At 43.1% G+C, this 23222-nt stretch carries 22 protein-coding genes; 14 read left to right on the top strand and 8 right to left on the bottom strand.

The window, feature by feature from the left end:
* Positions 1-26: 26 nt before the first annotated feature.
* The 9 genes from B3014_RS04025 (at position 27) to B3014_RS03985 (ending at position 11467) form a co-directional block, all read left to right on the top strand.
* On the top strand, positions 27-659 hold the full coding sequence (locus B3014_RS04025) for a DoxX family protein (protein ID WP_289244764.1): 633 nt from the start codon (positions 27-29) through the stop codon (positions 657-659).
* Positions 660-1622 carry a protein-methionine-sulfoxide reductase catalytic subunit MsrP gene (msrP, locus tag B3014_RS04020; RefSeq protein ID WP_289244765.1) on the top strand — a complete coding sequence of 321 codons (963 nt, stop codon included), beginning with the start codon at positions 660-662 and terminating at the stop codon, positions 1620-1622.
* Positions 1623-1629: 7 nt separating this feature from the next.
* Positions 1630-2238, top strand: coding sequence for a sulfite oxidase heme-binding subunit YedZ (locus B3014_RS04015; RefSeq protein ID WP_289244766.1), 609 nt, complete (start codon positions 1630-1632; stop codon positions 2236-2238).
* 188 nt (positions 2239-2426) lie between these two features.
* Complete coding sequence (gene aceE / locus B3014_RS04010; protein ID WP_286304451.1) at positions 2427-5081, top strand: pyruvate dehydrogenase (acetyl-transferring), homodimeric type; 2655 nt, start codon at positions 2427-2429, stop codon at positions 5079-5081.
* A 3-nt stretch (positions 5082-5084) separates the two neighbouring features.
* On the top strand, positions 5085-6410 hold the full coding sequence (gene aceF, locus B3014_RS04005) for a dihydrolipoyllysine-residue acetyltransferase (RefSeq protein WP_289244767.1): 1326 nt from the start codon (positions 5085-5087) through the stop codon (positions 6408-6410).
* Positions 6407-8179 (top strand): dihydrolipoyl dehydrogenase, encoded by a 1773-nt coding sequence (gene lpdA / locus B3014_RS04000; RefSeq protein ID WP_289244768.1) that lies wholly within the window; start codon positions 6407-6409, stop codon positions 8177-8179. Before aceF ends, lpdA begins: the two co-directional genes overlap by 4 nt.
* A 95-nt stretch (positions 8180-8274) precedes the next feature.
* Positions 8275-9075 (top strand): DNA adenine methylase, encoded by an 801-nt coding sequence (locus B3014_RS03995; protein ID WP_289244769.1) that lies wholly within the window; start codon positions 8275-8277, stop codon positions 9073-9075.
* 109 nt (positions 9076-9184) lie between these two features.
* On the top strand, positions 9185-10402 hold the full coding sequence (locus B3014_RS03990) for an argininosuccinate synthase (protein ID WP_289244770.1): 1218 nt from the start codon (positions 9185-9187) through the stop codon (positions 10400-10402).
* A 27-nt stretch (positions 10403-10429) separates the two neighbouring features.
* On the top strand, positions 10430-11467 hold the full coding sequence (locus B3014_RS03985) for a GGDEF domain-containing protein (protein WP_286304455.1): 1038 nt from the start codon (positions 10430-10432) through the stop codon (positions 11465-11467).
* Here the strand turns inward: B3014_RS03985 and B3014_RS03980 are convergent.
* The 4 genes from B3014_RS03980 to purB are packed head-to-tail and all read right to left on the bottom strand — an operon-like array spanning position 11460 to position 14753.
* Positions 11460-12077 (bottom strand): nitroreductase family protein, encoded by a 618-nt coding sequence (locus B3014_RS03980; protein ID WP_286304456.1) that lies wholly within the window; start codon positions 12075-12077, stop codon positions 11460-11462. The two genes, B3014_RS03985 and B3014_RS03980, sit on opposite strands and share 8 nt — an antisense overlap.
* Before the next feature lie 14 nt (positions 12078-12091).
* The gene (locus tag B3014_RS03975; protein ID WP_289244771.1) at positions 12092-12886 is read right to left on the bottom strand and encodes a secretin N-terminal domain-containing protein; all 795 of its coding nucleotides are present in this window, start codon (positions 12884-12886) and stop codon (positions 12092-12094) included.
* A complete protein-coding gene (locus tag B3014_RS03970; RefSeq protein WP_289244772.1) occupies positions 12883-13383 on the bottom strand; it encodes a hypothetical protein in 501 nt (166 codons plus the stop codon). The genes B3014_RS03975 and B3014_RS03970 overlap by 4 nt, the downstream gene beginning before the upstream one ends.
* 2 nt (positions 13384-13385) lie before the next feature.
* Positions 13386-14753 carry an adenylosuccinate lyase gene (gene purB / locus B3014_RS03965; RefSeq protein ID WP_286304459.1) on the bottom strand — a complete coding sequence of 456 codons (1368 nt, stop codon included), beginning with the start codon at positions 14751-14753 and terminating at the stop codon, positions 13386-13388.
* Positions 14754-14874: 121 nt separating this feature from the next.
* Here purB and acnB point away from each other — a divergent pair, with 121 nt between their 5' ends.
* Positions 14875-17406, top strand: a complete 2532-nt coding sequence (acnB, locus tag B3014_RS03960; protein WP_289244773.1) for a bifunctional aconitate hydratase 2/2-methylisocitrate dehydratase — start codon at positions 14875-14877, stop codon at positions 17404-17406.
* A 73-nt stretch (positions 17407-17479) separates the two neighbouring features.
* Positions 17480-18187: an ABC transporter permease gene (locus tag B3014_RS03955; protein ID WP_289244774.1), complete on the top strand. Its 708-nt coding sequence runs from the start codon at positions 17480-17482 to the stop codon at positions 18185-18187.
* Here B3014_RS03955 and hflD read toward each other — a convergent pair.
* From hflD to B3014_RS03935, 4 genes are read right to left on the bottom strand one after another with little or no spacing between them, the layout of a single operon-like run.
* A complete protein-coding gene (hflD, locus tag B3014_RS03950) occupies positions 18184-18816 on the bottom strand; it encodes a high frequency lysogenization protein HflD (protein WP_286304462.1) in 633 nt (210 codons plus the stop codon). The genes B3014_RS03955 and hflD overlap by 4 nt on opposite strands.
* Positions 18813-19916, bottom strand: a complete 1104-nt coding sequence (gene mnmA, locus B3014_RS03945; protein ID WP_289244775.1) for a tRNA 2-thiouridine(34) synthase MnmA — start codon at positions 19914-19916, stop codon at positions 18813-18815. Before mnmA ends, hflD begins: the two co-directional genes overlap by 4 nt.
* 2 nt (positions 19917-19918) lie before the next feature.
* Positions 19919-20299 carry an NUDIX hydrolase gene (locus B3014_RS03940; protein ID WP_289244793.1) on the bottom strand — a complete coding sequence of 127 codons (381 nt, stop codon included), beginning with the start codon at positions 20297-20299 and terminating at the stop codon, positions 19919-19921.
* Positions 20205-20918: a pseudouridine synthase gene (locus B3014_RS03935; protein ID WP_289244776.1), complete on the bottom strand. Its 714-nt coding sequence runs from the start codon at positions 20916-20918 to the stop codon at positions 20205-20207. The genes B3014_RS03940 and B3014_RS03935 overlap by 95 nt, the downstream gene beginning before the upstream one ends.
* A 404-nt stretch (positions 20919-21322) precedes the next feature.
* Between B3014_RS03935 and slyD the strand changes: the two genes are divergently transcribed.
* From slyD to B3014_RS03920, 3 genes are all read left to right on the top strand, one after another.
* A complete protein-coding gene (gene slyD / locus B3014_RS03930; RefSeq protein WP_286304465.1) occupies positions 21323-21805 on the top strand; it encodes a peptidylprolyl isomerase in 483 nt (160 codons plus the stop codon).
* Between the two features lie 83 nt (positions 21806-21888).
* Positions 21889-22803, top strand: coding sequence for a D-hexose-6-phosphate mutarotase (locus B3014_RS03925; RefSeq protein WP_289244777.1), 915 nt, complete (start codon positions 21889-21891; stop codon positions 22801-22803).
* Positions 22803-23222, top strand: a complete 420-nt coding sequence (locus B3014_RS03920) for a PGPGW domain-containing protein (protein WP_286304467.1) — start codon at positions 22803-22805, stop codon at positions 23220-23222. Before B3014_RS03925 ends, B3014_RS03920 begins: the two co-directional genes overlap by 1 nt.

Raw genomic sequence — 23222 nt, 5'->3', positions numbered from 1 at the left:
GCCCTTATTTATTAAGGAGAACAGGTATGTCTATCTGTCATATTTATCATGGTGTCTCAAGCAGCTTAAATAAAACACGTGCCGTCGATTTTATGGCACCACTATTATTACGTGTGTATCTCGCGCCTGTTTTTTGGGTGGCTGCCAACAACAAATGGAATCCGTTTGATGCTGATAGCTCTCTGAATAGCACAATCGCTTGGTTTGCGAATCCTGATTGGGGATTGGGGTTACCTTTTCCTGAATTGATGGCTTATCTGGCCTGGGGAGCGGAATACTTTGGTGCAATTTTTCTCATTCTGGGCTTGGGCATTCGCTTAGTCACACTACCGTTAATGTTTACTATGATTGTCGCTGCTGTCACTGTCCATTGGCAAAACGGTTGGCAGGCAATACATGACACGATGAGTCCTTTTGCATCAAATGATGTCAATGAAGCTATAGAGCGTCTTCACAAGGCGAAAGAGATTTTGCAGGAATATGGGCATTACGACTGGTTAACACAACATGGTAATTTCGTTGTGCTTAATAATGGTATTGAATTTGCCGCCACCTATTTCCTGATGTTGCTAGTGTTGTTTTTTATCGGGGCTGGTAAGTACTTCAGTGTTGATTACTGGATAAGCCAATACTGTCAGCCGAGCGAGGAGGGTAAGTAAATGTTTTTTAGAAAACAAAAATCCTGGGAAATAGCTGAATCAGAAGTCACTGACTTTGATATTTATCAAAACCGTCGACAGTTTCTCAATACCAGCATATCGATTGGTCTAGCCAGTGCATTTCCATCAATGGCGTTAGCTGCGACCGAAGATAATCCGACTCAACTTTTCAAAGGCTTGAGTAATAGTCCTTTTTCTACAGAAGAAGAAAAAACGGATTTTGAGTCAATTACCACATATAACAATTTCTATGAGTTTGGCACATCAAAAACGGATCCTGCACTGAATGCGACCGCTTTTCCAGATAAGTCTGAACCATGGAAAGTGGTTATAGATGGTGAGTGTGAAAAGCCCGGTACATACGATTACGATGAATTGATAAAACCCTTTACTTTAGAAGAACGAATATATCGAATGCGCTGTGTGGAGGGGTGGTCTATGGTGATTCCATGGATTGGTTTTCCTCTGGCTGATTTGCTAAAAAAAGCGCAGCCAAATGCGAATGCAAAATTTGTTGAATTCACGACATTATATGACCCAGAACAAATGCCGGGGCAGCGACGTGCTGTGCTTGACTGGCCTTATGTAGAAGGCTTACGCATTGATGAAGCGATGAATCCTCTTACACTTTTGTCAGTGGGGCTCTATGGCAAAGAGTTATTAGGACAAAATGGGGCACCAATTCGATTAGTTGTGCCTTGGAAATACGGTTTTAAAAGCATTAAATCGATTGTGCGTATACGGTTTGTAGAAAAAATGCCTCAGACGGCATGGATGAAAGCTAATGCTAGAGAGTATGGCTTTTATTCAAATGTGAATCCAAATGTTGACCACCCACGTTGGAGTCAGGCAAAAGAACGCCGTATCGGTGAGTTCTTGAAGCGTAAAACACTGATGTTTAATGGTTACGGCGAGCAAGTGGCAGATCTCTATGCTGGCATGGATCTTAAACGTTATTTCTGAAAACTAAATGTCAGCAAAAAACAAAGCAAGCATGGTCAAGGCAGGAGTGTTTTTTATCTGTCTTGTGCCACTCATTTATCTAATCTGGGGGCTCTTTACTGACAACCTCGGTGCTAATCCAGTTGAGACATTAACCAGAAGCTCTGGCTTATGGGCATTACGTTTTTTATTAATCACTTTGCTGGTTTCACCTATGCGTTGGTACACAGGTCTGACGGTAGTCGTCAAATATCGACGCATGTTAGGTCTCTATGCCTTTTTCTATGCCTTTGTCCATATGCTGTTATATCTTGGTCTCGATCAACTTTTTAATATTCATGACATTTGGAAAGATATCATCAAACGTCCATTCATCACTGTGGGCTTCATCAGTTTTATTTTGCTGTTACCCTTGGTAGTAACCTCAACTAATAAAATGATAAAAAGGTTGGGTGGTAAACGCTGGAAAAGGTTACACCGTCTGACATATTTAGTTGCTTCTTTGTCGTGTCTTCATTTTCTTATGCTGGTAAAGGCCGATATTCGTGAACCAGTCATTTACATACTGTTGCTTTTAGCCTTGTTTTTTGTCAGGTTTTTACATTCATTTAATAAAAAAAAGCTGGTCACTCGCTGATTTTTTTCGCAAACTGATATACAACACCTCAACGTTGTGGTGTGAACTAACCATAAGTCAGTAAACAAGTTTCTGTTTAAATTCTGTGTCAAGTGGCATTGTATATAGTGGTTTGAGTCATGAATTCAAACAAAAACTGTTACAATGTTCCGCTGTTATTCATCGCGTTATGATTTGAGAAGGTATTTATGACTGATTTTGTCGATCACGATCCACAGGAAACTCAAGAATGGCTTGATGCCCTTGAGTCTGTTATTGAGGCCGGTGGTGAGGAAAAAGCGCACTTTATCATTGAGAAGCTCATTGATATGGCTCGTCGTACTGGGATCAACCTCCCGTATAGCGCTAACACTGCATACGTCAACACGATTCCTGTTGATCAGCAAGAACGCATCCCTGGTGACCAGGCGATGGAACACAAGCTGAGATCTTATATTCGCTGGAATGCTATGGCGATGGTAGTGAAAGCTAATATGAAGCCCGGTTCTGTCGGTGGTCATATTGCGAGTTTTTCATCAGCAGCCACCCTTTACGATGTGGGCTTTAACCACTTCTTTAAAGGTGATGAATATGGCAATGGTGCCGATATGGTTTTTGTTCAAGGCCATTCATCTCCCGGTATTTATGCTCGTTCTTTCCTTGAAGGCAGACTGACTGAAGAACAATTAGAAAATTTCCGTTTTGAAGTAGACGGTAAAGGTCTGTCCTCTTATCCACATCCATGGCTAATGCCTGACTACTGGCAGTTCCCAACTGTATCAATGGGGCTTGGTCCTATTTTAGCCATCTATCAGGCTCGCTTCATGAAATACATGCAGCACCGTGATATTGTCAAAACAGAAGGCCGTCATGTCTGGGCTTATCTGGGCGATGGTGAGATGGATGAGCCAGAATCATTAGGTGCGATTACCTTGGCTGGTCGCGAGAAGCTGGATAATCTTATCTATGTCGTTAACTGTAACTTACAGCGCCTTGATGGCCCTGTTCGTGGTAACGGCAAAATTGTTCAAGAATTAGAAGCTTTATTCCGTGGTGCGGGCTGGAATGTTATTAAAGTTTTATGGGGTAGTGGCTGGGATCAGTTACTGGCTCGTGATACAAAAGGCTTACTGCTTAAACGAATGGAAGAAGTCGTTGACGGCGAATACCAGAACTATAAAGCCAAAGATGGTGCTTATGTCCGTAAACACTTCTTTGGTAAATACCCTGAATTGTTAGAAATGGTTTCTGACATGACAGATGAAGATATCTGGCATTTAAGTCGTGGTGGTCACGATCCAAGAAAGATTTATGCTGCCTATAAACGTGCCGTCGATCATGTTGGACAACCTACCGTTATCTTAGCTAAAACCGTTAAAGGTTATGGCATGGGTGAAGCGGGTGAAGGTCAAAACACGACGCATCAGCAGAAGAAGCTGGAAATTGAACAAATGAAACGGTTCCGTGACCGTTTCAACATTCCTTTAACAGATGAAGAAGTAGACAACGTCCCATTCATCAAACTTAAGGATGACAGCCCAGAGAAAAAATATTTACTGGAACGCCGTAAAGAATTGGGCGGTTTCTTACCTAAACGTAACAACAGTGCACCTGCTCTGAAAATTCCTGAATTAAAACTGTTTGATGCTGTATTGAAATCAAGCGGAGATCGTGAACTTTCAACCACAATGGCGTTTGTTCGCGTCTTGACTGCACTGATTCGTGATAAACAAATCGGTAAAAATATCGTTCCAATCGTGCCGGACGAAGCCCGTACTTTCGGTATGGAAGGCTTGTTCCGTAGTGTGGGTATTTATTCTTCTTCTGGCCAGCGTTATGAGCCCGAAGATTCAGGAAAAGTCATGTGGTACCGTGAAGATACCAAAGGCCAGATTCTTGAAGAAGGGATTAACGAAGCCGGTTCAATGGCTGAGTGGGTATCAGCTGCAACGGCTTACAGTAACTACAACGTTAACATGGTGCCGTTCTATATCTATTACTCCATGTTTGGTTACCAGCGTGTTGGTGACTTATGGTGGTTAGCTGGTGATATTCAGGCCAAAGGTTTCCTCATCGGGGGGACTGCAGGTCGTACGACATTGAATGGTGAAGGTTTACAGCATCAAGATGGTCATAACCTATTGATGGCAAATGCTATTCCAAACTGCATCAGCTACGATCCGACTTACGCCTATGAAGTTGCGGTGATTGTTCATGATGGTATGAAACGTATGTATGAGAAGCAGGAAAATGTTTTCTACTACATCACGGCCATGAATGAAAATTACAAACACCCTGAAATGCCCGAAGGCGTTGAAGAAGGCATAATCAAAGGGTTGTATAAGCTCAAAACTGGCGGTAAACATAAGCTTAAAGCCCAGCTTATGGGTAGCGGTACTATTCTGCGTGAAGTGGAAGCAGCTGCAGAGCTGCTTGAAAAAGACTGGAAAGTCTCTGCTGATGTGTGGAGTGCGACTAGCATGAACGAGTTGGTTCGAGATGGACAGGAAGTTGAACGCCATAATCGCCTCAACCCAACCGCACCGAAAAAACGCAGCTATATTTCTGAATGCTTAGATGATGCGGCTGGTGTCGTGGTTGCTGCAACAGACTACATACGTTTATATGCAGAACAAATCCGTCCGTGGGTTAAAGCGAGCTATACCGTTTTAGGTACGGATGGTTTTGGCCGAAGCGATACTCGTGAAGCATTGAGAAGTTTCTTTGAAGTGGATCGTTATCATGTCGTTGTTGCAACACTACATGCATTAGCCGACGAAGGTCAGATCAAATATGACGTGGTTGCTGATGCAATCAAAAAGTATGAGATTAATGCAGAAGCAATCAACCCAGTTAAGGCATAAATAATGGCAGAATTAATTGAATTAAAAGTTCCTGATATTGGTGACTTTGAAGCAGTTGAAATCATTGAAGTGCTTGTTGCTGAAGGCGATAGCATTGATGAAAATCAAGAAGTCATTACTGTAGAGTCTGATAAAGCGATGATGGAAATTCCAGCATCGCAAGCAGGCACGATAAAAGAAATGAAAGTGGCGGTTGGTGATAAGGTCAGTGAAGGTACCGTTATTGCTATGCTTGAAGTGGCTGAAGGCGCTTCTGCTGCAAAAGAAGACGTTAAACCTGAAGAAAAAGCTGAAAAACCAGCTGCGCCCGCATCAGCAGAAAAAACAGAAGCCAAAGCGGAGACTAAGGTTGAATCAACTCCGGCACCTGCAGCATCCACATCTGAGGCGATTCCCTACGCACCTGACAATAAAGCAGGTGTTCGTCGTGCTCATGCCTCGCCTTCAGTGCGTCGATTTGCTCGTGATTTAGGTGTTGTGCTGACATCGGTCAGTGGCACTGGTCCAAAAGGGCGTATCACTAAAGATGATGTTCAAAACTATGTGAAACAGGTGATGACGACACCTGCCTCTGCGCCAGCGCAAAGTGGTAGTGCAATTCCATCAGTACCGGTGGTTAATTTTGAACAGTTTGGTGATATCGAGACGCAAGAGATGTCTCGCATTAAGAAAATATCTGGCAAACACCTTCATGCATGTTGGTTAAACATCCCACATGTTACGCAATTTGATGAAGCCGATATCACTGAGTTAGATGCTTTCCGCAAAGAAAATAAAGAAATGGCAGCGAAGAAAGGTGTGAACTTAACACCTTTAGTTTTCATTATGAAAGCGGTGGTTGCTTGCTTAAAACAATTCCCAGAATTCAATGCTTCACTTAGTGAAGATAAAGAAAGCCTGATTCTGAAAAATTATTACAATCTGGGTGTGGCTGTGGATACACCAAATGGGCTTATGGTGCCGGTTATCAAAGATGTCGATAAAAAAGGCTTTTTGGAATTAGCTGGTGAACTTGGCGATATTAGTGCCCGTGCTCGTGAAGGTTCATTAACAGCCAAAGATTTACAAGGTGGCACGTTCTCTATTTCAAGTCTTGGTGGTATTGGTGGTCAGTTCTTTACGCCTATCGTTAATGCGCCGGAAGTGGCGATCTTGGGTGTGAGCCGTCATCAAATGAAACCGGTCTGGAATGGCAAAGAATTTGTTCCACGACTGATGCTGCCATTATCTGTCTCTTATGACCATCGCGTAATTGATGGTGCGGCAGGTGCACGCTTTACCGTGATGCTCAGCCAGATGTTGTCTGATATTCGTAAGGTGCTGCTATGAGTGAAATAGAAGTAAAAGTCCCTGATATTGGTGATTTTGATGCTGTTGAAATCATCGAAGTACTTGTGAGTGAAGGCGATATTGTTGAAGAGAATCAGGATATTATTACTCTTGAATCAGATAAAGCGGCAATGGAAATTCCTAGCACAGCCAAAGGAAAAATTGTCAGCTTAAAGGTATCTGTAGGCGATAAGGTCTCTGAAGGTGATGTTATCTTAACGCTAGAAGCTAGACAGGTCGAGGCTGATACTGAAGACACCGAGTCAATACCTGAAGCAACGGAAACTAAAGCAAGCTCGCCAGAAAAAGCAGCGCCAACACCAGCGGCTGTACCGCATGGTGATGCGGATCTGCATGCCGAGGTATTGGTGCTCGGTTCTGGACCGGGTGGCTATACTGCCGCATTCAGAGCGGCTGATCTGGGTAAGCAAGTCGTCATGGTTGAACGTCACGAACGAATTGGTGGTGTTTGCTTAAATGTCGGCTGTATTCCTTCTAAAGCATTGTTACACACAGCGCAGATTATTAATGAAGCCGAAGAAATGTCGCATCATGGGGTGAAATTCAATAAACCTCAGATCGATATTCGCGAATTAGAATCTTGGAAAAGCAGTGTTGTTAATCAGTTAACTGGCGGCTTAAAAGCATTAGCTAAAACACGTAAGGTCACCATAGTGCAAGGCGAGGGTAGCTTTACCAGCCCAAACACTTTGAAGGTTGAAGGGCCTGACGGTGAGAAAACGATCTCGTTTGACCACTGTATTATTGCTGCCGGTTCACGCGTAACAAAAATCCCTGTATTCCCAAATGACGATCCAAGAATGATGGATTCCACGGATGCATTAGAACTGGAAGATATACCAGAGAAATTATTAGTCATTGGCGGTGGTATCATCGGACTTGAAATGGCGACTGTTTATGATGCTTTAGGCTCCAAGATCACTGTCGTTGAGTTACAAGATAGTCTGATTCCGGGTGCGGATAAAGATATTGTTAAACCGTTGCTCAAGCGTGTAGAGCAAAATTACGACAATATATATCTGAACACAAAAGTCAGTAACATTGAGCCAAAAGAAGATGGTTTACTCGTCACTTTTGAGGGTAAAGATGCACCTGAACAAGCGATGTTTGACAAAATACTGGTTGCTGTTGGTCGTTCACCAAACGGTAAACTGATTAATGCTGAAGCAGCGGGTGTCATCGTGACTGATCATGGCTTTATCGAAACGGATGGCCAGATGCGTACGAATGTGCCGCATATCTTTGCTATTGGTGACATTGTAGGTCAGCCGATGCTTGCCCATAAAGCAACGCATGAAGGGAAAGTGGCTGCTGAGGTGATTGCTGGTCAAAAATCCGTATTTGAACCTATGACGATACCGTCTGTTGCCTATACCGATCCTGAAGTGGCCTGGATGGGAATGAGCGAAGACGAAGCCAAAAAGCAAGGCATTGATTATGTGAAAGGTGCCTTCCCCTGGGCTGCCAGTGGTAGAAGCTTAAGCCTGGGTAGAGATGAAGGTCTGACAAAAGCTATCTTTGAAAAAGAAACTGGCCGATTAATTGGTGCAGGTATTGTTGGTCCTAATGCGGGTGAATTAATTGCAGAAGCTGTTCTCGCTCTCGAGATGGGAGCAGATGCTGAGGATATTGGTTTGACTATCCATCCTCATCCAACTTTATCTGAGACATTAGGATTTGCTGCAGAAATGGCCGAAGGATCAATCACCGATCTGATGCCGCCACGCAAGACTTTGCACTCTAAGTAACAATGCGTAAACTGGCTGTTGCCAGCAATTGATGAGGGTATATCTGTGTTCAACACAGATATACCCGTTTTTTTGCCTATTATTTTTTTGAGTTAATGACAAGCAAGGGCCATTTTGATGCCACGTTAAAACCGCCACTCAAGTGGGCGGGTGGGAAACGTTGGTTATTACCTGTTCTTAAACGCTACTGGAATAAACATCAGCCGAGCAGACTGGTGGAACCTTTTTGTGGCGGGCTTTCGGTTGCGCTTGGTTTAGCACCAGATAATGCATTACTCAATGATGTAAACCCCTCATTAATCAATTTCTATCAGCATCTAAGTCAAGGCCTGGAAGTCGATATAGCGTTTATTAATGATGAGGCAAACTACTATCAATGTCGTGATGAATTTAATCGGCTTAATGCTAAACAAAATAATCCAGCGCGGGCGGCACAACTCTTCTATTATCTGAATCGCACAGGCTACAATGGTTTGTGTCGGTTTAATAGTCAGGGCGGTTACAATGTCCCTTTCGGACGTTATAAAACCATCAATTATTTAGAGAGTTTTGTTCACTATCAGCCAATCCTATCTCGATGGCAATTTTCTTGTGAGGATTTTGAATCGATACCACTCCAAGCGAATGACTTTGTATATGCCGATCCTCCATATGACACACCTTTCCATCAATACTCACAAAAAGGATTTAAATGGGAAGACCAGGAGCGTCTGGCATATTGGTTAAGTCATCATGAGGGGCCGGTTCTTTTGTCTAATCAGGCGACAGACAGAATTATCAAGCTTTATCGTCAGCTAGGTTTCAGGCTGCGTTACCTTGATGCACCACGTTTAATTAGCTGTAAAGGAAATGGGCGGAAAGCGGTGAAAGAAGTGCTTGCAATCCGCGGTTTTTGATACAATACGCGTTCTTTTTTATTCAAGTTAATGCCAAGATTGCCGATGTTATAACTATGGTGATTTAGGGATTAAGTCAGTTCATTTTTTACAGGAATACATATCACCCATGTCTAAAATCAACAAAGTCGTATTAGCCTATTCTGGCGGATTAGATACCTCAGTTATTTTGAAGTGGTTACAAGATAAATATGATTGTGAGGTGGTCACTTTCACAGCTGACTTAGGGCAGGGTGAAGAAGTTGAACCAGCCAGAGCAAAAGCACAGTCTTTAGGCATCAAAGAAATCTACATTGAGGACTTACGTGAAGAATTTGCTCGTGATTATGTCTTTCCTATGTTCCGTGCAAATGCTATCTATGAAGGTGAATACTTATTAGGTACTTCTATTGCTCGTCCACTGATTGCTAAACGTTTAGTTGAAATTGCTCAACAAACTGGTTCAGAAGCGGTTTCTCATGGCGCGACTGGAAAAGGAAATGATCAGGTCCGCTTCGAACTTGGTGCCTACGCACTCAATCCGAACATTAAAGTGATAGCCCCTTGGCGTGAATGGGACTTATTGTCTCGTCAGAAATTACTTGATTATGCAGAACAACACGGCATACCTGTAGAAATGAAACAAGGTAAAAAATCACCTTATTCAATGGATGCTAATCTGCTGCATATCTCATATGAAGGTGGCATTTTAGAAGATCCATGGGCTGAGCCTGAAGAAGCGATGTGGCGTTGGTCAGTTTCTCCTGAAAATGCTCCAGATAAAGCGACTTACCTTGAACTGACCTATGAAAAAGGTGATATCACCGCTATCAATGGTGAGGCTATGTCACCAGCGACAGTCATGACTTACCTGAATAAAGTAGCGGGTGAAAATGGTATCGGTCGTCTTGATATCGTTGAAAATCGTTATGTCGGTATGAAGTCACGTGGATGTTATGAAACACCCGCTGGGACAGTGATGTTGAAAGCTCACCGTGCTATCGAGTCATTGACCTTAGATCGTGAAGTAGCTCACCTTAAAGATGAATTAATGCCTCGTTATGCCAAATTAATTTATAACGGATATTGGTGGGCACCTGAGCGTGTGATGCTGCAGAAGATGATTGATGAATCGCAAACCACCGTTAACGGTAAAGTCCGTGTCAAATTATATAAAGGTAGTGTTTCTGTTGTTGGACGTGCTTCTGAGACGGACAGCCTGTTTGATGAATCTATTGCTACATTTGAAGACGATGCGGGGGCTTATGATCAGAAGGACGCTGAAGGTTTCATTAAACTGAATGCGCTGCGTTTGAAAATTGCTGGTAAAGCAAAACGTAAGTTCTGATAGCGCTTAATAAGGCCAAACTGAAATATGGACTACAACGAATTATCTGATAAAGCCGCGGAATATATGCGGCTTGCGTTGCCCCTAATGCGAAAGCATGGGGTGCCAATGACGCCAGATAATTATACCGTATGGTATGAACATGTTTCCGGTGCCAATGAAGCCCTTTCTTTAGCTATTAATTCCATGGTTAAAGAAACGCCAGTATTAACGCAGAATCAATGTCAGCATTTATTTAAAAGCTATTTCAATATTGAAAAAGAGCGCGAAGAAGTGTTCCAAATGCGTCTTGAACTGGCGCGTTTGCTGAAAGAAGTGATCAACTTCATCTACAGCAGTGTTATGCATACTGACAAGACAAATCAACGTTTAAATGATTTGTTAAGTCGAATTAACCGTGATATGTCTGCAGCCGAAATTCATCAAATAGTCGATGATATTTTGGCTGAAACACGCCAGGCCATGAACAGTGGTGAATTATTAACTGAGCGCTTAAACACGGCGATGTCTGAGTTACAAAAACTCAAGAAAGAATTTGATGTGTCTAAGCAGGAAGCAAAAACCGATACGCTTACTGGACTGGCAAATCGTAAGGCTTTCGATGAAGTCGTGACAAAAGTGACACATGATGCAGATGACTCTGGCTTAGATGTGTGTATTATTTTTGCTGATTTGGATTTATTTAAAAATATCAATGATAAGCATGGACACCTGGTCGGCGATCAGGTGTTGCGTGTTGTTGCTAATTCACTAAAGGATAGTGTTAAGGGGCGAGATCTGGTGGCGAGATACGGTGGTGAAGAGTTCGCTATAGTCTTATTGAATACCAGCTTGCAAAATGCTAAAAACGTTGCTGAGAATATTCGTTTGGAGATTGCCTCAAAACGAATTCAGCGTAAAGATACCCGGGAATCCTTAGGCACGATTACTTTGTCTTTTGGTGTCGCTCGTTATGTACCATCTGAAGGCAGTGAAAGCTTTATGCAACGTGCAGATAGAGCGCTTTATATGTCGAAGAGGAGAGGGCGCAACTGCGTATCAGAAGCGCCACCGCCTATTATTTAGTTTGTTCTGGGAACGTATTTGTAAAAAATACTTCCTCAAGATCAAGCTGTCCTGAACGTGGACGTGCATCCTGTAGTTTCTTACCTATCGTGATCATCATTACGATCACGTGATCATGTGGCAAGTTAATTAGTCTGGCGACTTTATCAAAGTCAAAGCCATCCATCGGGCAAGAATCATAGCCCATACCTTTAGCCATCAGCATTATTGTTCCTGCAGCAATGCCTGCTGAACGAAAACATTCGTCACGTTGTCCTTGGTGATGATTAGTGTAATAGCCCTCAATAGCGGGCAACATAAAATCTTGAACTTCTTTTGGCGCATGTCGCCAATAACGTTGCGGATCTTTCTCCCAGGCATTTAAGTCAGCACATAGAATTAATAACATTGAGGCATCAGTGACTTGTGCCTGGCCATAACTGGCTTCACGGATAGCTTGACGCAGAGCGTTGTCTTCAACATTAACAAAACGCCAATGCTGAAGATTAAAGGCTGTTGGAGATAAAATCGCATGCTCCATCAGCATGTTGACTTCTTCTGCGGTCATTTGATGTTCAGGGTCATAATGCTTAACAGAACGACGTGTAAGAATCGCTTCTTTAATATCCATAAATACTCTTGTGATTAATTTGAAGATGTTTCAACTTTCAGATAGATAATTTGCTGTTGTGCTTGATGTGATTGATAACGTTTCATCCCATTTTGCTGGGCGTGTTGATCTTCTGAAACAAAGGCCAGTTTTATCCAGTTACCTAACTCACCTTGTACCGAAGTAATCACTTCACTTGAGTTAATTTGCCCTTGTTGAGCTCTATCTGAAAAGAAAGGGTGAATATCGATTTTAACTCTGTTATCAGCCAATAAAAATGGGACAGCATTAAAACCATTTGCCGTTGACGTATAGTACGTATTGGTAGCCAAACCAATGTCGCCGCTGCCGTTTATGAAATAAAGATAGTCTTTCTCAGGTTTTGCATTACCTAACTTAATGGTGATGGGCTGACCAGCAATCCCCTGAGCTTGATATTGATTGTCTTGATCGTCTTTACCTTTTGTTGACCATGCCTTGAGTTTGACTGAAGCATTTGGCTTTGAATCTGAAAGTGTAATATTGGCTTCACTCCCTGATTGTTGCTGAAGTTCTTGTGAGGTTTGCAAGACAGTAATGACGACAGACTTTAATGGTGTGTCGAGTTTTTTGATGAGCTGTTCAACATTAGCAAGCGTGGCTCGATCCGACTTTAAAATCAGCATGTTGTCATAGGCTCTTATCGTCGCTGTCTCAGGCAAAAAGGGCCGAACCTGCTCTACGACTTCATTGGCGAGACGATGTTTCAATGCAATGGTATGGATGTTTGTATCTGCTAATATCGTTGAGCAGAACATGAGTAACGCAATTGTCAAAATGTGATTTTTCATAACTGCAGACGCCTCGTATTCAAATCAAACTCACTTCTGGCCCACATATCGTCGAAGTCTTTCTTGCGATTACTGACCTGACCCGTGGCATCAAAATCAACTACACCTTCGTAGCGATTAGCATTTGGACAATATAAAAAGGCTTTTTTATCAACCAACAGGCTCATATGCCGTAGTTTTTGATCTTGTCTGTCAGCAATATGAATTTGAATTTTACTGGAGAGTCTCTGAGCAAGAGGTATGAGCAGATGCCTTTGTGCTGTAGATTGCCGTGTATTGTGAACAAGTAACCGAACTGTACAGCGCTGACTCTGGTTGATAAATGTGATTAACTTATCGATGACCATTTGATTGTTGAATAAAACACTATCCAACTCAGGACCGAAAAAACAAATTTCTTGCCTAGCTGACTCAATGAGTTCGATAGTGTATTGGCTTGCATATTCCCGACTGTCGAATGGGATTGCTGGATCGTCAGTCGGGATAGCTTCAATCATTGTTAACCGTTTGTTGCTTGTTCTGCCGCGTTACCCAGATAATTAGCGGGCGTCATTGCCTTTAATTTATCCTTGGCTTCTTGAGGCATATCCAGTCCATCAATGAATGCTTGCATGATGTCTTTATTAACGCGCTGGCCGCGAGTTAAATCTTTCAGCTTTTCATAAGGATTTTCAATACCGTAACGACGCATTACTGTCTGGATTGGTTCAGCTAATAATTCCCAGTTAGCATCCAAATCAGCGGCCATAACTTCTGGTGCTGGATCGAGTTTACCAATACCTTTCAAGGCGGAGCTATATGACAATAAAGAGTGTGCAAAACCGACACCTAAATTACGTAACACAGTCGAGTCTGTCAGGTCACGTTGCCATCTGGAAATAGGCAGTTTCAGAGCCAAATGATCAAACACGGCATTCGCTATGCCGAGGTTACCTTCAGCATTTTCAAAGTCGATAGGATTGACTTTATGAGGCATGGTGGATGAACCAATTTCGCCTTTCACTGTTTTTTGCTTGAAATAACCGATAGAAATATAGCTCCAAACATCACGGCAAAAATCAATTAATACCGTATTGAAGCGAATCATTGCCTGGAATAGTTCAGCCATGTAGTCATGGGGTTCAATCTGCGTGGTGTATTTATTCCAACGCAGTCCCAGTCCTGTAACAAACGCGTTTGCCATCATCGGCCAGTCAACATCAGGGTAGGCGGCATAGTGAGCGTTGTAGTTACCGACTGCACCATTCATTTTCCCGTAGAGTAAAACTGCAGCCACATGAGTACGTTGTAACTCGAGACGTTGAACCACATTAGCCAATTCTTTACCCAGTGTCGTAGGCGATGCTGGCTGGCCATGAGTGCGTGACATCATCGGTGTATCAGCGTGTTGCTGTGCAATCTTACGAATAGCAGCAATGACCGTATCCATTTCAGGCAAAATGACTTTTTCACGGGCATTTTTCAGCATGATACCGTAAGCGGTATTGTTAATATCTTCTGAAGTACAAGCAAAGTGAACAAACTCGCTAACAGCGTTCAGTTCTGCATTGTCTTTAAATTTTCTTTTGATGAAATATTCAACGGCCTTAACGTCGTGATTGGTTTCACGTTCGATATCTTTTATTTCTTGGGCATCTTCAACAGAGAAGCTATTGATGATGTTGTCTAAAAAAGCTTCTGCTTCTTGACTAAGTTTCGGTACTTCCTGAATACTGGCATTGTTACCGAGTAAATGTAGCCAGCGAAGTTCTACTTCTACACGGGCGCGCAGAAGTCCATACTCACTAAAGAATGGGCGTAGCGCTTCAGTTTTTCCGGCATAGCGGCCATCAACCGGTGAAATCGCGGTCAAAGCGGTTAAATCCATGAATACTCCGATGAAAGATTTAGTTAATAAATTTGTGCGAAATTATAGCAGAGTTCGCTCGTGCTAAACGCTTTCAGGTAAAATGTCACCGTTTCATTCTCAAACTTTGGGGTACACATACGTGCTGAAAGAATATCAATCGCAAGTTGAAGAACGCGCCAAACTTGGCTTACCACCGTTACCACTTGATGCTGAACAGGTTTCTACCTTAGTTGAACAGCTCAAATCCGGAAGCGATGACAGTGAAGAATTATTAGAACTTCTTATTCATAGAGTACCGCCAGGTGTAGACCAAGCGGCCTATGTGAAAGCCGGCTTCCTCACTGATATCGCAAAAGGTGAAGTGACATGTGCATTGATTTCTCCTGTAAAAGCGACCGAGTTACTCGGAACGATGATGGGGGGCTACAATGTGCAATCATTGATCCAGCTACTCGATATTGAAGAAACAGCCGCGACTGCTGAAAAAGCCTTATGCAAAACATTGATGGTTTATGATGCTTATCATGATGTGGTTGAAAAAGCAGAGAGCAATGAGTACGCCAAGCGCGTATTACAATCTTGGGCTGATGCAGAATGGTTTACCTCCCGTCCTAAATTAGCTGAACAGATCACGTTAACCGTATTTAAAGTGCCAGGTGAGACAAATACGGATGATCTATCACCCGCGACAGAAGCCTGGAGCCGTCCGGATATTCCACTGCATGCTAAAGCCATGCTTGTCAGCAAAATGGATGACCCTATTGGCGACATCGAGAAGTTGAAAGAAAAAGGCCATCCACTGGCGTTTGTCGGTGATGTTGTGGGTACCGGGTCATCACGTAAATCAGCCATTAACTCTGTGTTGTGGCATATGGGGCATGATATTCCCTATGTGCCTAACAAACGCCAGGGTGGCGTTATTCTCGGTAATAATATTGCTCCTATCTTCTTTAATACTGCGGAAGACTCTGGTGCAATGCCAATTGAATGTGATGTCCAGAATATGGAAACTGGCGATATCATTACCATTCTGCCTTATGAAGGCAAAATATTAAACGAAGCGGGTAATGTCATCAGCGAATTTAGTATGCGTCCAACCACGCTGGCTGATGAGGTCCGTGCCGGTGGCCGTATTCCATTAATCATTGGCCGTGGTCTGACAGATAAAGCCCGAGAAACCCTCGGTTTAGAGCCATCAGATATTTTTGTACGCCCAGTCGAACCTGTGGATACGGGTAAAGGCTTTACATTAGCGCAGAAAATGGTCGGTCGTGCTTGTGGTGTTGAAGGTGTTCGTCCTAACAGTTACTGCGAGCCCAAGGTCACCACCGTTGGTTCTCAGGATACAACCGGTGCGATGACACGTGACGAGTTAAAAGAGCTAGCCTGTTTAGGTTTTTCTGCTGATTTGGTTATGCAATCTTTCTGTCATACCGCTGCTTATCCGAAACCGGTAGATATCAAATTACAGCATGAACTACCTGACTTTATCAGTACACGTGGTGGCGTTTCATTACGTCCTGGTGACGGTATTATCCACTCCTGGTTAAATCGTATGATCTTGCCTGACACTGTGGGTACCGGTGGTGACTCACATACGCGTTTCCCCATTGGTATTAGCTTTCCGGCAGGCTCTGGTTTAGTGGCGTTTGGTGCTGCTCTGGGCGTGATGCCGTTAGATATGCCTGAATCAGTACTGGTTAAGTTCAAAGGTGAAATGCAACCAGGTATCACATTACGTGATTTGGTTAATGCGATTCCCTATGCAGCCATTCAGCAGGGGTTACTGACTGTTGAGAAAAAAGGTAAGAAAAATATTTTCAATGGTCGTGTGTTGGAAATTGAAGGTTTACCTGATCTCAAAGTAGAGCAGGCATTTGAATTATCTGATGCTTCGGCTGAACGTAGTGCAAATGGTTGTACCGTGCGTTTGAATAAAGAACCTATTATTGAGTTCTTAAATTCAAATATGGCGCTGATGGAATGGATGATTGCGGAAGGTTATCAGGACGAGCGTACTCTGCGTCGTCGTATTGATAGCATGAAAGCCTGGTTGGATGATCCACAGTTATTAGAACCTGATGCTGATGCAGAATACGCTGCAGTCATCGAAATTGACTTGAACGAAATTAAAGAGCCTCTATTGGCTTGCCCGAACGATCCTGACGACATCAAACCGTTGTCTGAGCTTCAAGGTAATAAAATCGATGAGGTGTTCATTGGTTCATGTATGACCAATATCGGTCATTACCGCGCTGCAAGTAAAGTGTTGGAAAATATGCGTAACTTACCTGTTAAGTTATGGATTGCTCCGCCTACCAAAATGGATAAATTCCAGCTGACCGAAGAGGGCGTATATAGTACGTTTGGTCGTGTTGGTGCTCGTACAGAAACACCGGGTTGTTCCCTGTGTATGGGGAATCAGGCACGTGTAGCTGATGGCGCGACTGTTGTTTCGACATCTACACGTAACTTCCCGAATCGTTTAGGTAACAATGCCGATGTTTATTTATCTTCTGCTGAGCTTGCAGCGGTGGTAGCAAGTATCGGACGACTGCCAACCGTGGCTGAATATCTAGAAGCGGTTGCAGGGATTAAACCAATGGCAGCGGAAATTTATCGTTATCTTAATTTCCATGAAATGGATGAATATCGACGTGCTGCCAGTTAACCTATAGTGGCATCAAGCAAAAAAGGCTGTTTTCTTTATTAGAAGCAGCCTTTTTTTATATCCAGGGTAGTAAATGAATACATCTGTACAAGTTATTTCAAACTTTCAATTGGCGCTGGCATTTATCCCGGTCATTGTGGTTTTACTGATGATGGTGCGCTGGTCATTAAAAGCTGGCTTTGCGGTGTATGCATTAATTCGCATGCTGATTCAGTTATTACTGGTGGGGTATGTATTAACAACGGTATTTGCTGCGGAACAATCATGGATCGTCATGCTGGTCATGTTAGTCATGGTTAGCACTGCCAGCTGGATTGCACTGGGAACGGTCAAAGACCAACGGCGCGCACTTTATCCCATTGTTTTTATCAGTATTTTATTGGGTAGTGGGCTCACCTTAATGTTAGTTACCCAGGGCGTGATTGGTCTTTCTCCCTGGTATGAACCACGGTATATGATTCCATTAGCCGGGATGATTTTTGCTAACGCGATGAACAGTGTGAGTTTGGCAGCAGAGCGGTTATCTGCAGAATTATCACGAAATATCGATTTCATCACCGCCAGGTATGAGGCTTTTCAGGCTGCTTTTATACCAACGATTAACTCGATGTTAGCTGTAGGTTTAGTGTCTTTGCCAGGCATGATGACCGGACAAATCTTATCAGGGGTGTCTCCCATCACAGCTGCTCACTATCAAATTGTAGTGATGTGTATGATTTTTGGTGGTTCAGGTTTATCGATTGTATTTTTCTTATGGCTGTTTAAAGCACGAATGAATTAAATTTCACGCGACAGTGCTTCGGTAGCGCTAAGGAGTTTTCCGCTTTGAAATAGAAACTGCCAGCGTCGTCCACCTTTTTGTTGCCATAACACGGCAGCACGAATACCCGTAAGAAGCAGAGCTCTTACCCGATTAATATTATCAGGCTGTTGTAGAAAGCCGGGATCACCATAGACTTGAATGCGTGGTTTTAACTCACTTAAGGTGCGTTGATAAATATCAGCAAAACGAGCAATTACTTGTGGTGACAGTATTTCACCGAAGTAATCTATCTGAGAGGGCACCTGCTGAATTTCGCGATCTATTAATGCCAGCATTTCAGGTTGCTTGGCTAATTGACGTTCAAGATGAAGCAGGCTGATAACATAACGCAATAGGTTTACATCTTTCTTGTCTTTTTTCTTGGAAAGCTGGGTGTTGAGTGCCTCAATTCCTGTTCGTAATTGACTGACTGAACCATACACAGATTCAGTATCTGGCGCATTCTCAACCAGCAAACTTTCCAACATGACTTTCATATCAGCACTATTTACCTGACCGGTTTCAGCGACTTGTTGAACTAGTGATGCAGCTTGCACGACGGCTGTAATAGCAATGGTTCGATCACGTAAACGGGGACTTATACTCATGGATGGATTCCTGGTGCATCAGTCGAGACAATAATCCCACCACCCAGACAATCATCGTCCAGATAGAACACAACAGATTGGCCCGGTGTCACCGCACGTTGTTTTTCATCAAACTCAACCTGAATATGACCGTTCTCATCCTGAGTTATCGTACAAGCTTGATCGGGTTGGCGATAGCGTGTCTTTGCTGCTGCACGACATGGGAACTGTGGCGGATGGCCAGCTACCCAAGAGAGTTCGTCTGCCGTTAAGTTTTGACTCCACAACCAGGGATGATCTCCCTGAACAACGTAAAGAATCTGATTATCCATATCTTTACCGGCGACGAACCAAGGTTCGCCAGTGCTATCTTTTCGACCACCGATACCCAGTCCCTGACGTTGACCTAATGTGTAATACATAAGCCCCGCATGCTGACCAATCTTTTCACCTTCTGGTGTTCGCATCTCACCAGGCTGAGCCGGAATATAGCGGCTTAGGAACTCACGGAAATGACGCTCGCCAATAAAACATATACCCGTACTGTCTTTTTTATCATGATTAATAAAACCGGCTTCTTCAGCAATACGTCTAACTTCGGTTTTTGGTAAATCACCCAGCGGGAAGCGTGTTCGTGATAATTGTTCCTGACCAAGCGTATATAAAAAGTAGCTTTGATCTTTTTTGTGGTCTCTGCCTTTTAACAGATGAAATTGGCCATTTCGTTCTTCAACACGTGCGTAGTGGCCGGTAGCAATGATGTCGCCGCCAAGCTCAATAGCATGATCGAGAAAGGTTTTAAATTTGATTTCACGATTACAAAGAATATCTGGATTGGGTGTACGACCGGCACGGTATTCGTCTAAAAAGTGCTTGAAAACGTAATCCCAGTATTCCATGGCAAAGTTTGCTTCATGAAAGGGGATGCCAACAGTTTCAGCAACAGAGCTGGCATCTTTACGATCTTCTTCGACAGTACACTCACTTTCATCAGCGAAGTCGACCCAGTTCTTCATGAACAGGCCTTCAACATGCTCAAATTGCTGTTTTAACAATAATGCGGCGACAGAAGAATCGACGCCGCCGGAAAGTCCGACGACTACTTTATTTACATTGCTCATATTTAGTTACGTAAAATATCCAAAGGATAGCGGTGACCGTCAATATAGTCTTGGAAACAATCGCTTACAAGTGTACTACGCAGATCCGCTTGTCTGCGGCGTACCTCTTCAAAAGGTAACCAGAGGGCCTGGTGGATATCATCATCCAGCGGTTGGTCAGGATCATGATCCGACACTGTTCCTGAAAAACAGTAACGAATATAGGTTTCGCCCTTACGCGGGTGAATCCAGCGATATATTCCGACCAGTGATTGCGGATGAAACGTCCAGGCAGTCTCTTCCTTTGTCTCACGAATCACTGCGTCGATAAGACTTTCGTCTGGTTCGAGATGGCCGGCTGGCTGGTTTAATGTCATTTTGCCGTTGATTTCCTCCTCGACCAGAAGGAATCGATCGTTCTGTTCGACGACGGCGGCGACTGTTGTTCGAGGCTTCCAAATCATCTCGCCATTTTATCACGTCATTGGCATTAACGGAGAGCCATTGACCTGGTTCCAGACTATTTAGTTGCCACGGACCAATTGCCGCTCGTACTAAACGAAGTGTTGGATGTCCGATAGCTGCTGTCATACGTCTGACTTGACGATTACGTCCTTCTGTAATTTTCAGCTCCAGCCATTGTGTTGGAATAGATTTTCGTTCACGAATCGGTGGCTGTCTATCCCAGATAGTCGGTGGACTTATCAGACGTGCTTTTGCAGGTTGAGTGAGTCCGTCTTTTAGTTCGATACCTGTGATTAATTGTTCTAACGCCTTAGTGTCTGGAATATTTTCTACCTGAACCCAGTAGGTTTTTTCTAATTTAAATCTGGGATTCGCTATTAAGTGTTGTAACTGACCATCATCAGTGAGTAATACAAGTCCTTCACTGTCACGGTCCAGTCTCCCAGCAGGGTAAATATGTTGGAGATTGATATAGTCCTTTAGCGTCTTACGACCAGCTTCATCGGTAAACTGTGTCAGCACATCAAAGGGTTTGTTAAAAAGTATCAGCTTAGTCATGATTAGTGTGTGAACGCGTTTAATGATAAAATGCTCAACTTTTTTATCATAGAGTTGTTTAGTTAAAACGTTTATTGGTCAGGTGATGGTTAAGCATCACGTTTAATATCAATCAACTACGCTTTATCTGGATGATAAAAAATTAAGCTGATGATGGCTTTTAATGGCGGGCCAGGTATTGATACTATACCAGTGCAGGCTAGCAAAAGCCGATGGATATGACATCCTGATATTGTTAGCGTAACAGTTATTATCTCCATATTACTCAAGGAGTCTTTATGGCATTAATAACTGTGGATGTGAAAAACCATAATTAAATCTATCGAGTTTAATGGTGATAGCATCAATAGGTTGTAGTGATTATGCTGCAGCTGTAATCCAAAACATCTAAGTGAGGAACGTAAATGAAAGTTGCAGATAATACTGTTGTAGTCATCGACTATACCCTGACAGATAACGATGGCAGCGTCATCGATAGCTCTGAAGCAGCAGGTCCATTAGCCTACCTTCATGGTGCGGGTAATATTATCCCAGGTCTGGAAGATGCACTGAATGGTAAAGAAGCAGGTGATGCAGTGAAAGCAAGCATAGAACCTGCAAAAGCCTACGGCGAAAGACACGAAGAATTAAAACAAGATGTACCACGCGAATTATTCAGCGGTGTTGATGATGTTCAGGTTGGTATGCAGTTTCAATCAGAAACAGAGCAAGGCCCAGTGCTTGTGACTGTTGTTGATATCAAAGATGAAACCGTCACAGTAGATGGTAACCACCCATTAGCAGGTGTACATTTGAATTTTGATGTAACTGTCCGTGAAGTTCGTGAAGCAAGTGCTGAAGAACTTGAGCATGGTCATGTTCATGGCGAAGGCGGTCATCATCACTAATAAGGATTTGTCCTTATAGTTGATGACTTAACTGTCTATGGAGAGACGGGCGTAAGCCCGTTTTTTCGTTTGGAATAGTGAATATGCAGGATTTAGAAACGCTTAATCGTCTGTTTGGTAAAGAGGCTAAAGTGTGCTTTGTTGAAGGGCAAACAGGTATGCCTATCATTGAGGTAAGCACAAAAAAAGCCTCTGCGACGATTGCTCTCTATGGAGGGCAAATATTGTCGTATAAATCAAATGGAATGGAACATGATCTTTTTTATTTGAGTGACAAAGCCATCTACCAACAAGGCAAAGCGATACGTGGTGGTGTACCCGTTTGCTGGCCATGGTTTGGAGAAGATCCCAGTAATTTAGGTCGGCAAGCTCATGGTTTTGCCCGTAATTTGCTATGGAATGTGCTTGACTGTCAGTTACACGATGATATTGCTGAAATCACATTAGGTTTGGAATCTACAGCAACCAGTAAACAGTGGTGGCCGAGTGAGTTTCGTCTACGCAAGAAAATTGTCATTGGTGATCAGCTCGATATTTCCCTGACTACTGAAAATAGAGGTGAAATACCATTTAGTATCTCAAAAGCGCTACACACGTATTTTTTGGTTGGTGAGATTTCTCAGACCACGGTGGTAGGCTTAGATGGGATCGATTATCTGGATAAAACTTTAGACTTTTCTAAACATACACAGGTCGGTGACATTACGCCCTTTGCTGAGACCGATCGTGTCTATCTCGAATCTCCCGCTCATGTTCAGATTATTGACCAATCGTTGAGCCGAAAGATTGATATTGAACAATCTGGCGCAGATAATATTGTGGTTTGGAACCCCTGGACCCGAGCTTCGTTGTTGAATGATATGAATGCAGACGATTATGGGCATTTTATCTGTGTTGAGACCGCCAATGCGCTGGCCAACAGCGTTATTATTGCACCTGGTGCATCGCATCAGATGCAGGTTAAATACAACGTAAGTTCAACAGCATCGTCACCTTAATGGAAGAGCTGTTTAAGACAATATGGAGTAACGAAACATGGTTATGGGCCTTAGGCATCATTTCCATCCTGAGTTTTGTTGCTTCATTAGTCTTTATCCCTTACCTGATTGTGAGAATGCCAGCCGATTATTTCACAGCAGAAAAGAGACATAAAACACCTTGGGCTGATAAGCATATTGTTATCAGGACAGTACTTATTACGTTGAAAAACTGCTTGGGACTTGTGTTAGTGGTAATGGGACTAGCCATGCTAGTTTTACCTGGGCAGGGGTTGTTAACTTTATTTATCGGTCTTATCTGTCTGAATTTTCCAGGAAAATATCGTCTCGAAAAATGGTTAATTCAACAAAAAAGTGTCCAACGCTCAATTGACTGGTTACGGCAGCGTGCAGGCAGTGAACCGTTGAAGTATGACTAA

Source organism: Methylophaga sp. UBA678 (assembly GCF_002299105.1).
Lineage (GTDB): Bacteria > Pseudomonadota > Gammaproteobacteria > Nitrosococcales > Methylophagaceae > Methylophaga > Methylophaga marina.
The sequence above is the reverse complement of the archived record's forward strand: the minus strand, read 5'-3'. Positions and strand labels throughout refer to the sequence as shown.

Bases quoted from the DNA above. Each gene is read 5' to 3' on its own strand.
- B3014_RS03985 (WP_286304455.1), top strand. From the start codon at position 10,430: ATGGACTACAACGAATTATCTGATAAAGCCGCGGAATATATGCGGCTT.
- B3014_RS03980 (WP_286304456.1), bottom strand. From the start codon at position 12,077: ATGGATATTAAAGAAGCGATTCTTACACGTCGTTCTGTTAAGCATTAT.
- hflD (WP_286304462.1), bottom strand. From the start codon at position 18,816: ATGAGTATAAGTCCCCGTTTACGTGATCGAACCATTGCTATTACAGCC.
- msrP (WP_289244765.1), top strand. From the start codon at position 660: ATGTTTTTTAGAAAACAAAAATCCTGGGAAATAGCTGAATCAGAAGTC.
- B3014_RS03990 (WP_289244770.1), top strand. From the start codon at position 9,185: ATGTCTAAAATCAACAAAGTCGTATTAGCCTATTCTGGCGGATTAGAT.
- lpdA (WP_289244768.1), top strand. From the start codon at position 6,407: ATGAGTGAAATAGAAGTAAAAGTCCCTGATATTGGTGATTTTGATGCT.
- slyD (WP_286304465.1), top strand. From the start codon at position 21,323: ATGAAAGTTGCAGATAATACTGTTGTAGTCATCGACTATACCCTGACA.
- B3014_RS03995 (WP_289244769.1), top strand. From the start codon at position 8,275: ATGACAAGCAAGGGCCATTTTGATGCCACGTTAAAACCGCCACTCAAG.
- aceE (WP_286304451.1), top strand. From the start codon at position 2,427: ATGACTGATTTTGTCGATCACGATCCACAGGAAACTCAAGAATGGCTT.
- B3014_RS04015 (WP_289244766.1), top strand. From the start codon at position 1,630: ATGTCAGCAAAAAACAAAGCAAGCATGGTCAAGGCAGGAGTGTTTTTT.
- B3014_RS04025 (WP_289244764.1), top strand. From the start codon at position 27: ATGTCTATCTGTCATATTTATCATGGTGTCTCAAGCAGCTTAAATAAA.
- B3014_RS03920 (WP_286304467.1), top strand. From the start codon at position 22,803: ATGGAAGAGCTGTTTAAGACAATATGGAGTAACGAAACATGGTTATGG.
- purB (WP_286304459.1), bottom strand. From the start codon at position 14,753: ATGGATTTAACCGCTTTGACCGCGATTTCACCGGTTGATGGCCGCTAT.
- aceF (WP_289244767.1), top strand. From the start codon at position 5,085: ATGGCAGAATTAATTGAATTAAAAGTTCCTGATATTGGTGACTTTGAA.
- mnmA (WP_289244775.1), bottom strand. From the start codon at position 19,916: ATGAGCAATGTAAATAAAGTAGTCGTCGGACTTTCCGGCGGCGTCGAT.
- B3014_RS03935 (WP_289244776.1), bottom strand. From the start codon at position 20,918: ATGACTAAGCTGATACTTTTTAACAAACCCTTTGATGTGCTGACACAG.
- B3014_RS03975 (WP_289244771.1), bottom strand. From the start codon at position 12,886: ATGAAAAATCACATTTTGACAATTGCGTTACTCATGTTCTGCTCAACG.
- B3014_RS03955 (WP_289244774.1), top strand. From the start codon at position 17,480: ATGAATACATCTGTACAAGTTATTTCAAACTTTCAATTGGCGCTGGCA.
- B3014_RS03925 (WP_289244777.1), top strand. From the start codon at position 21,889: ATGCAGGATTTAGAAACGCTTAATCGTCTGTTTGGTAAAGAGGCTAAA.
- B3014_RS03970 (WP_289244772.1), bottom strand. From the start codon at position 13,383: ATGATTGAAGCTATCCCGACTGACGATCCAGCAATCCCATTCGACAGT.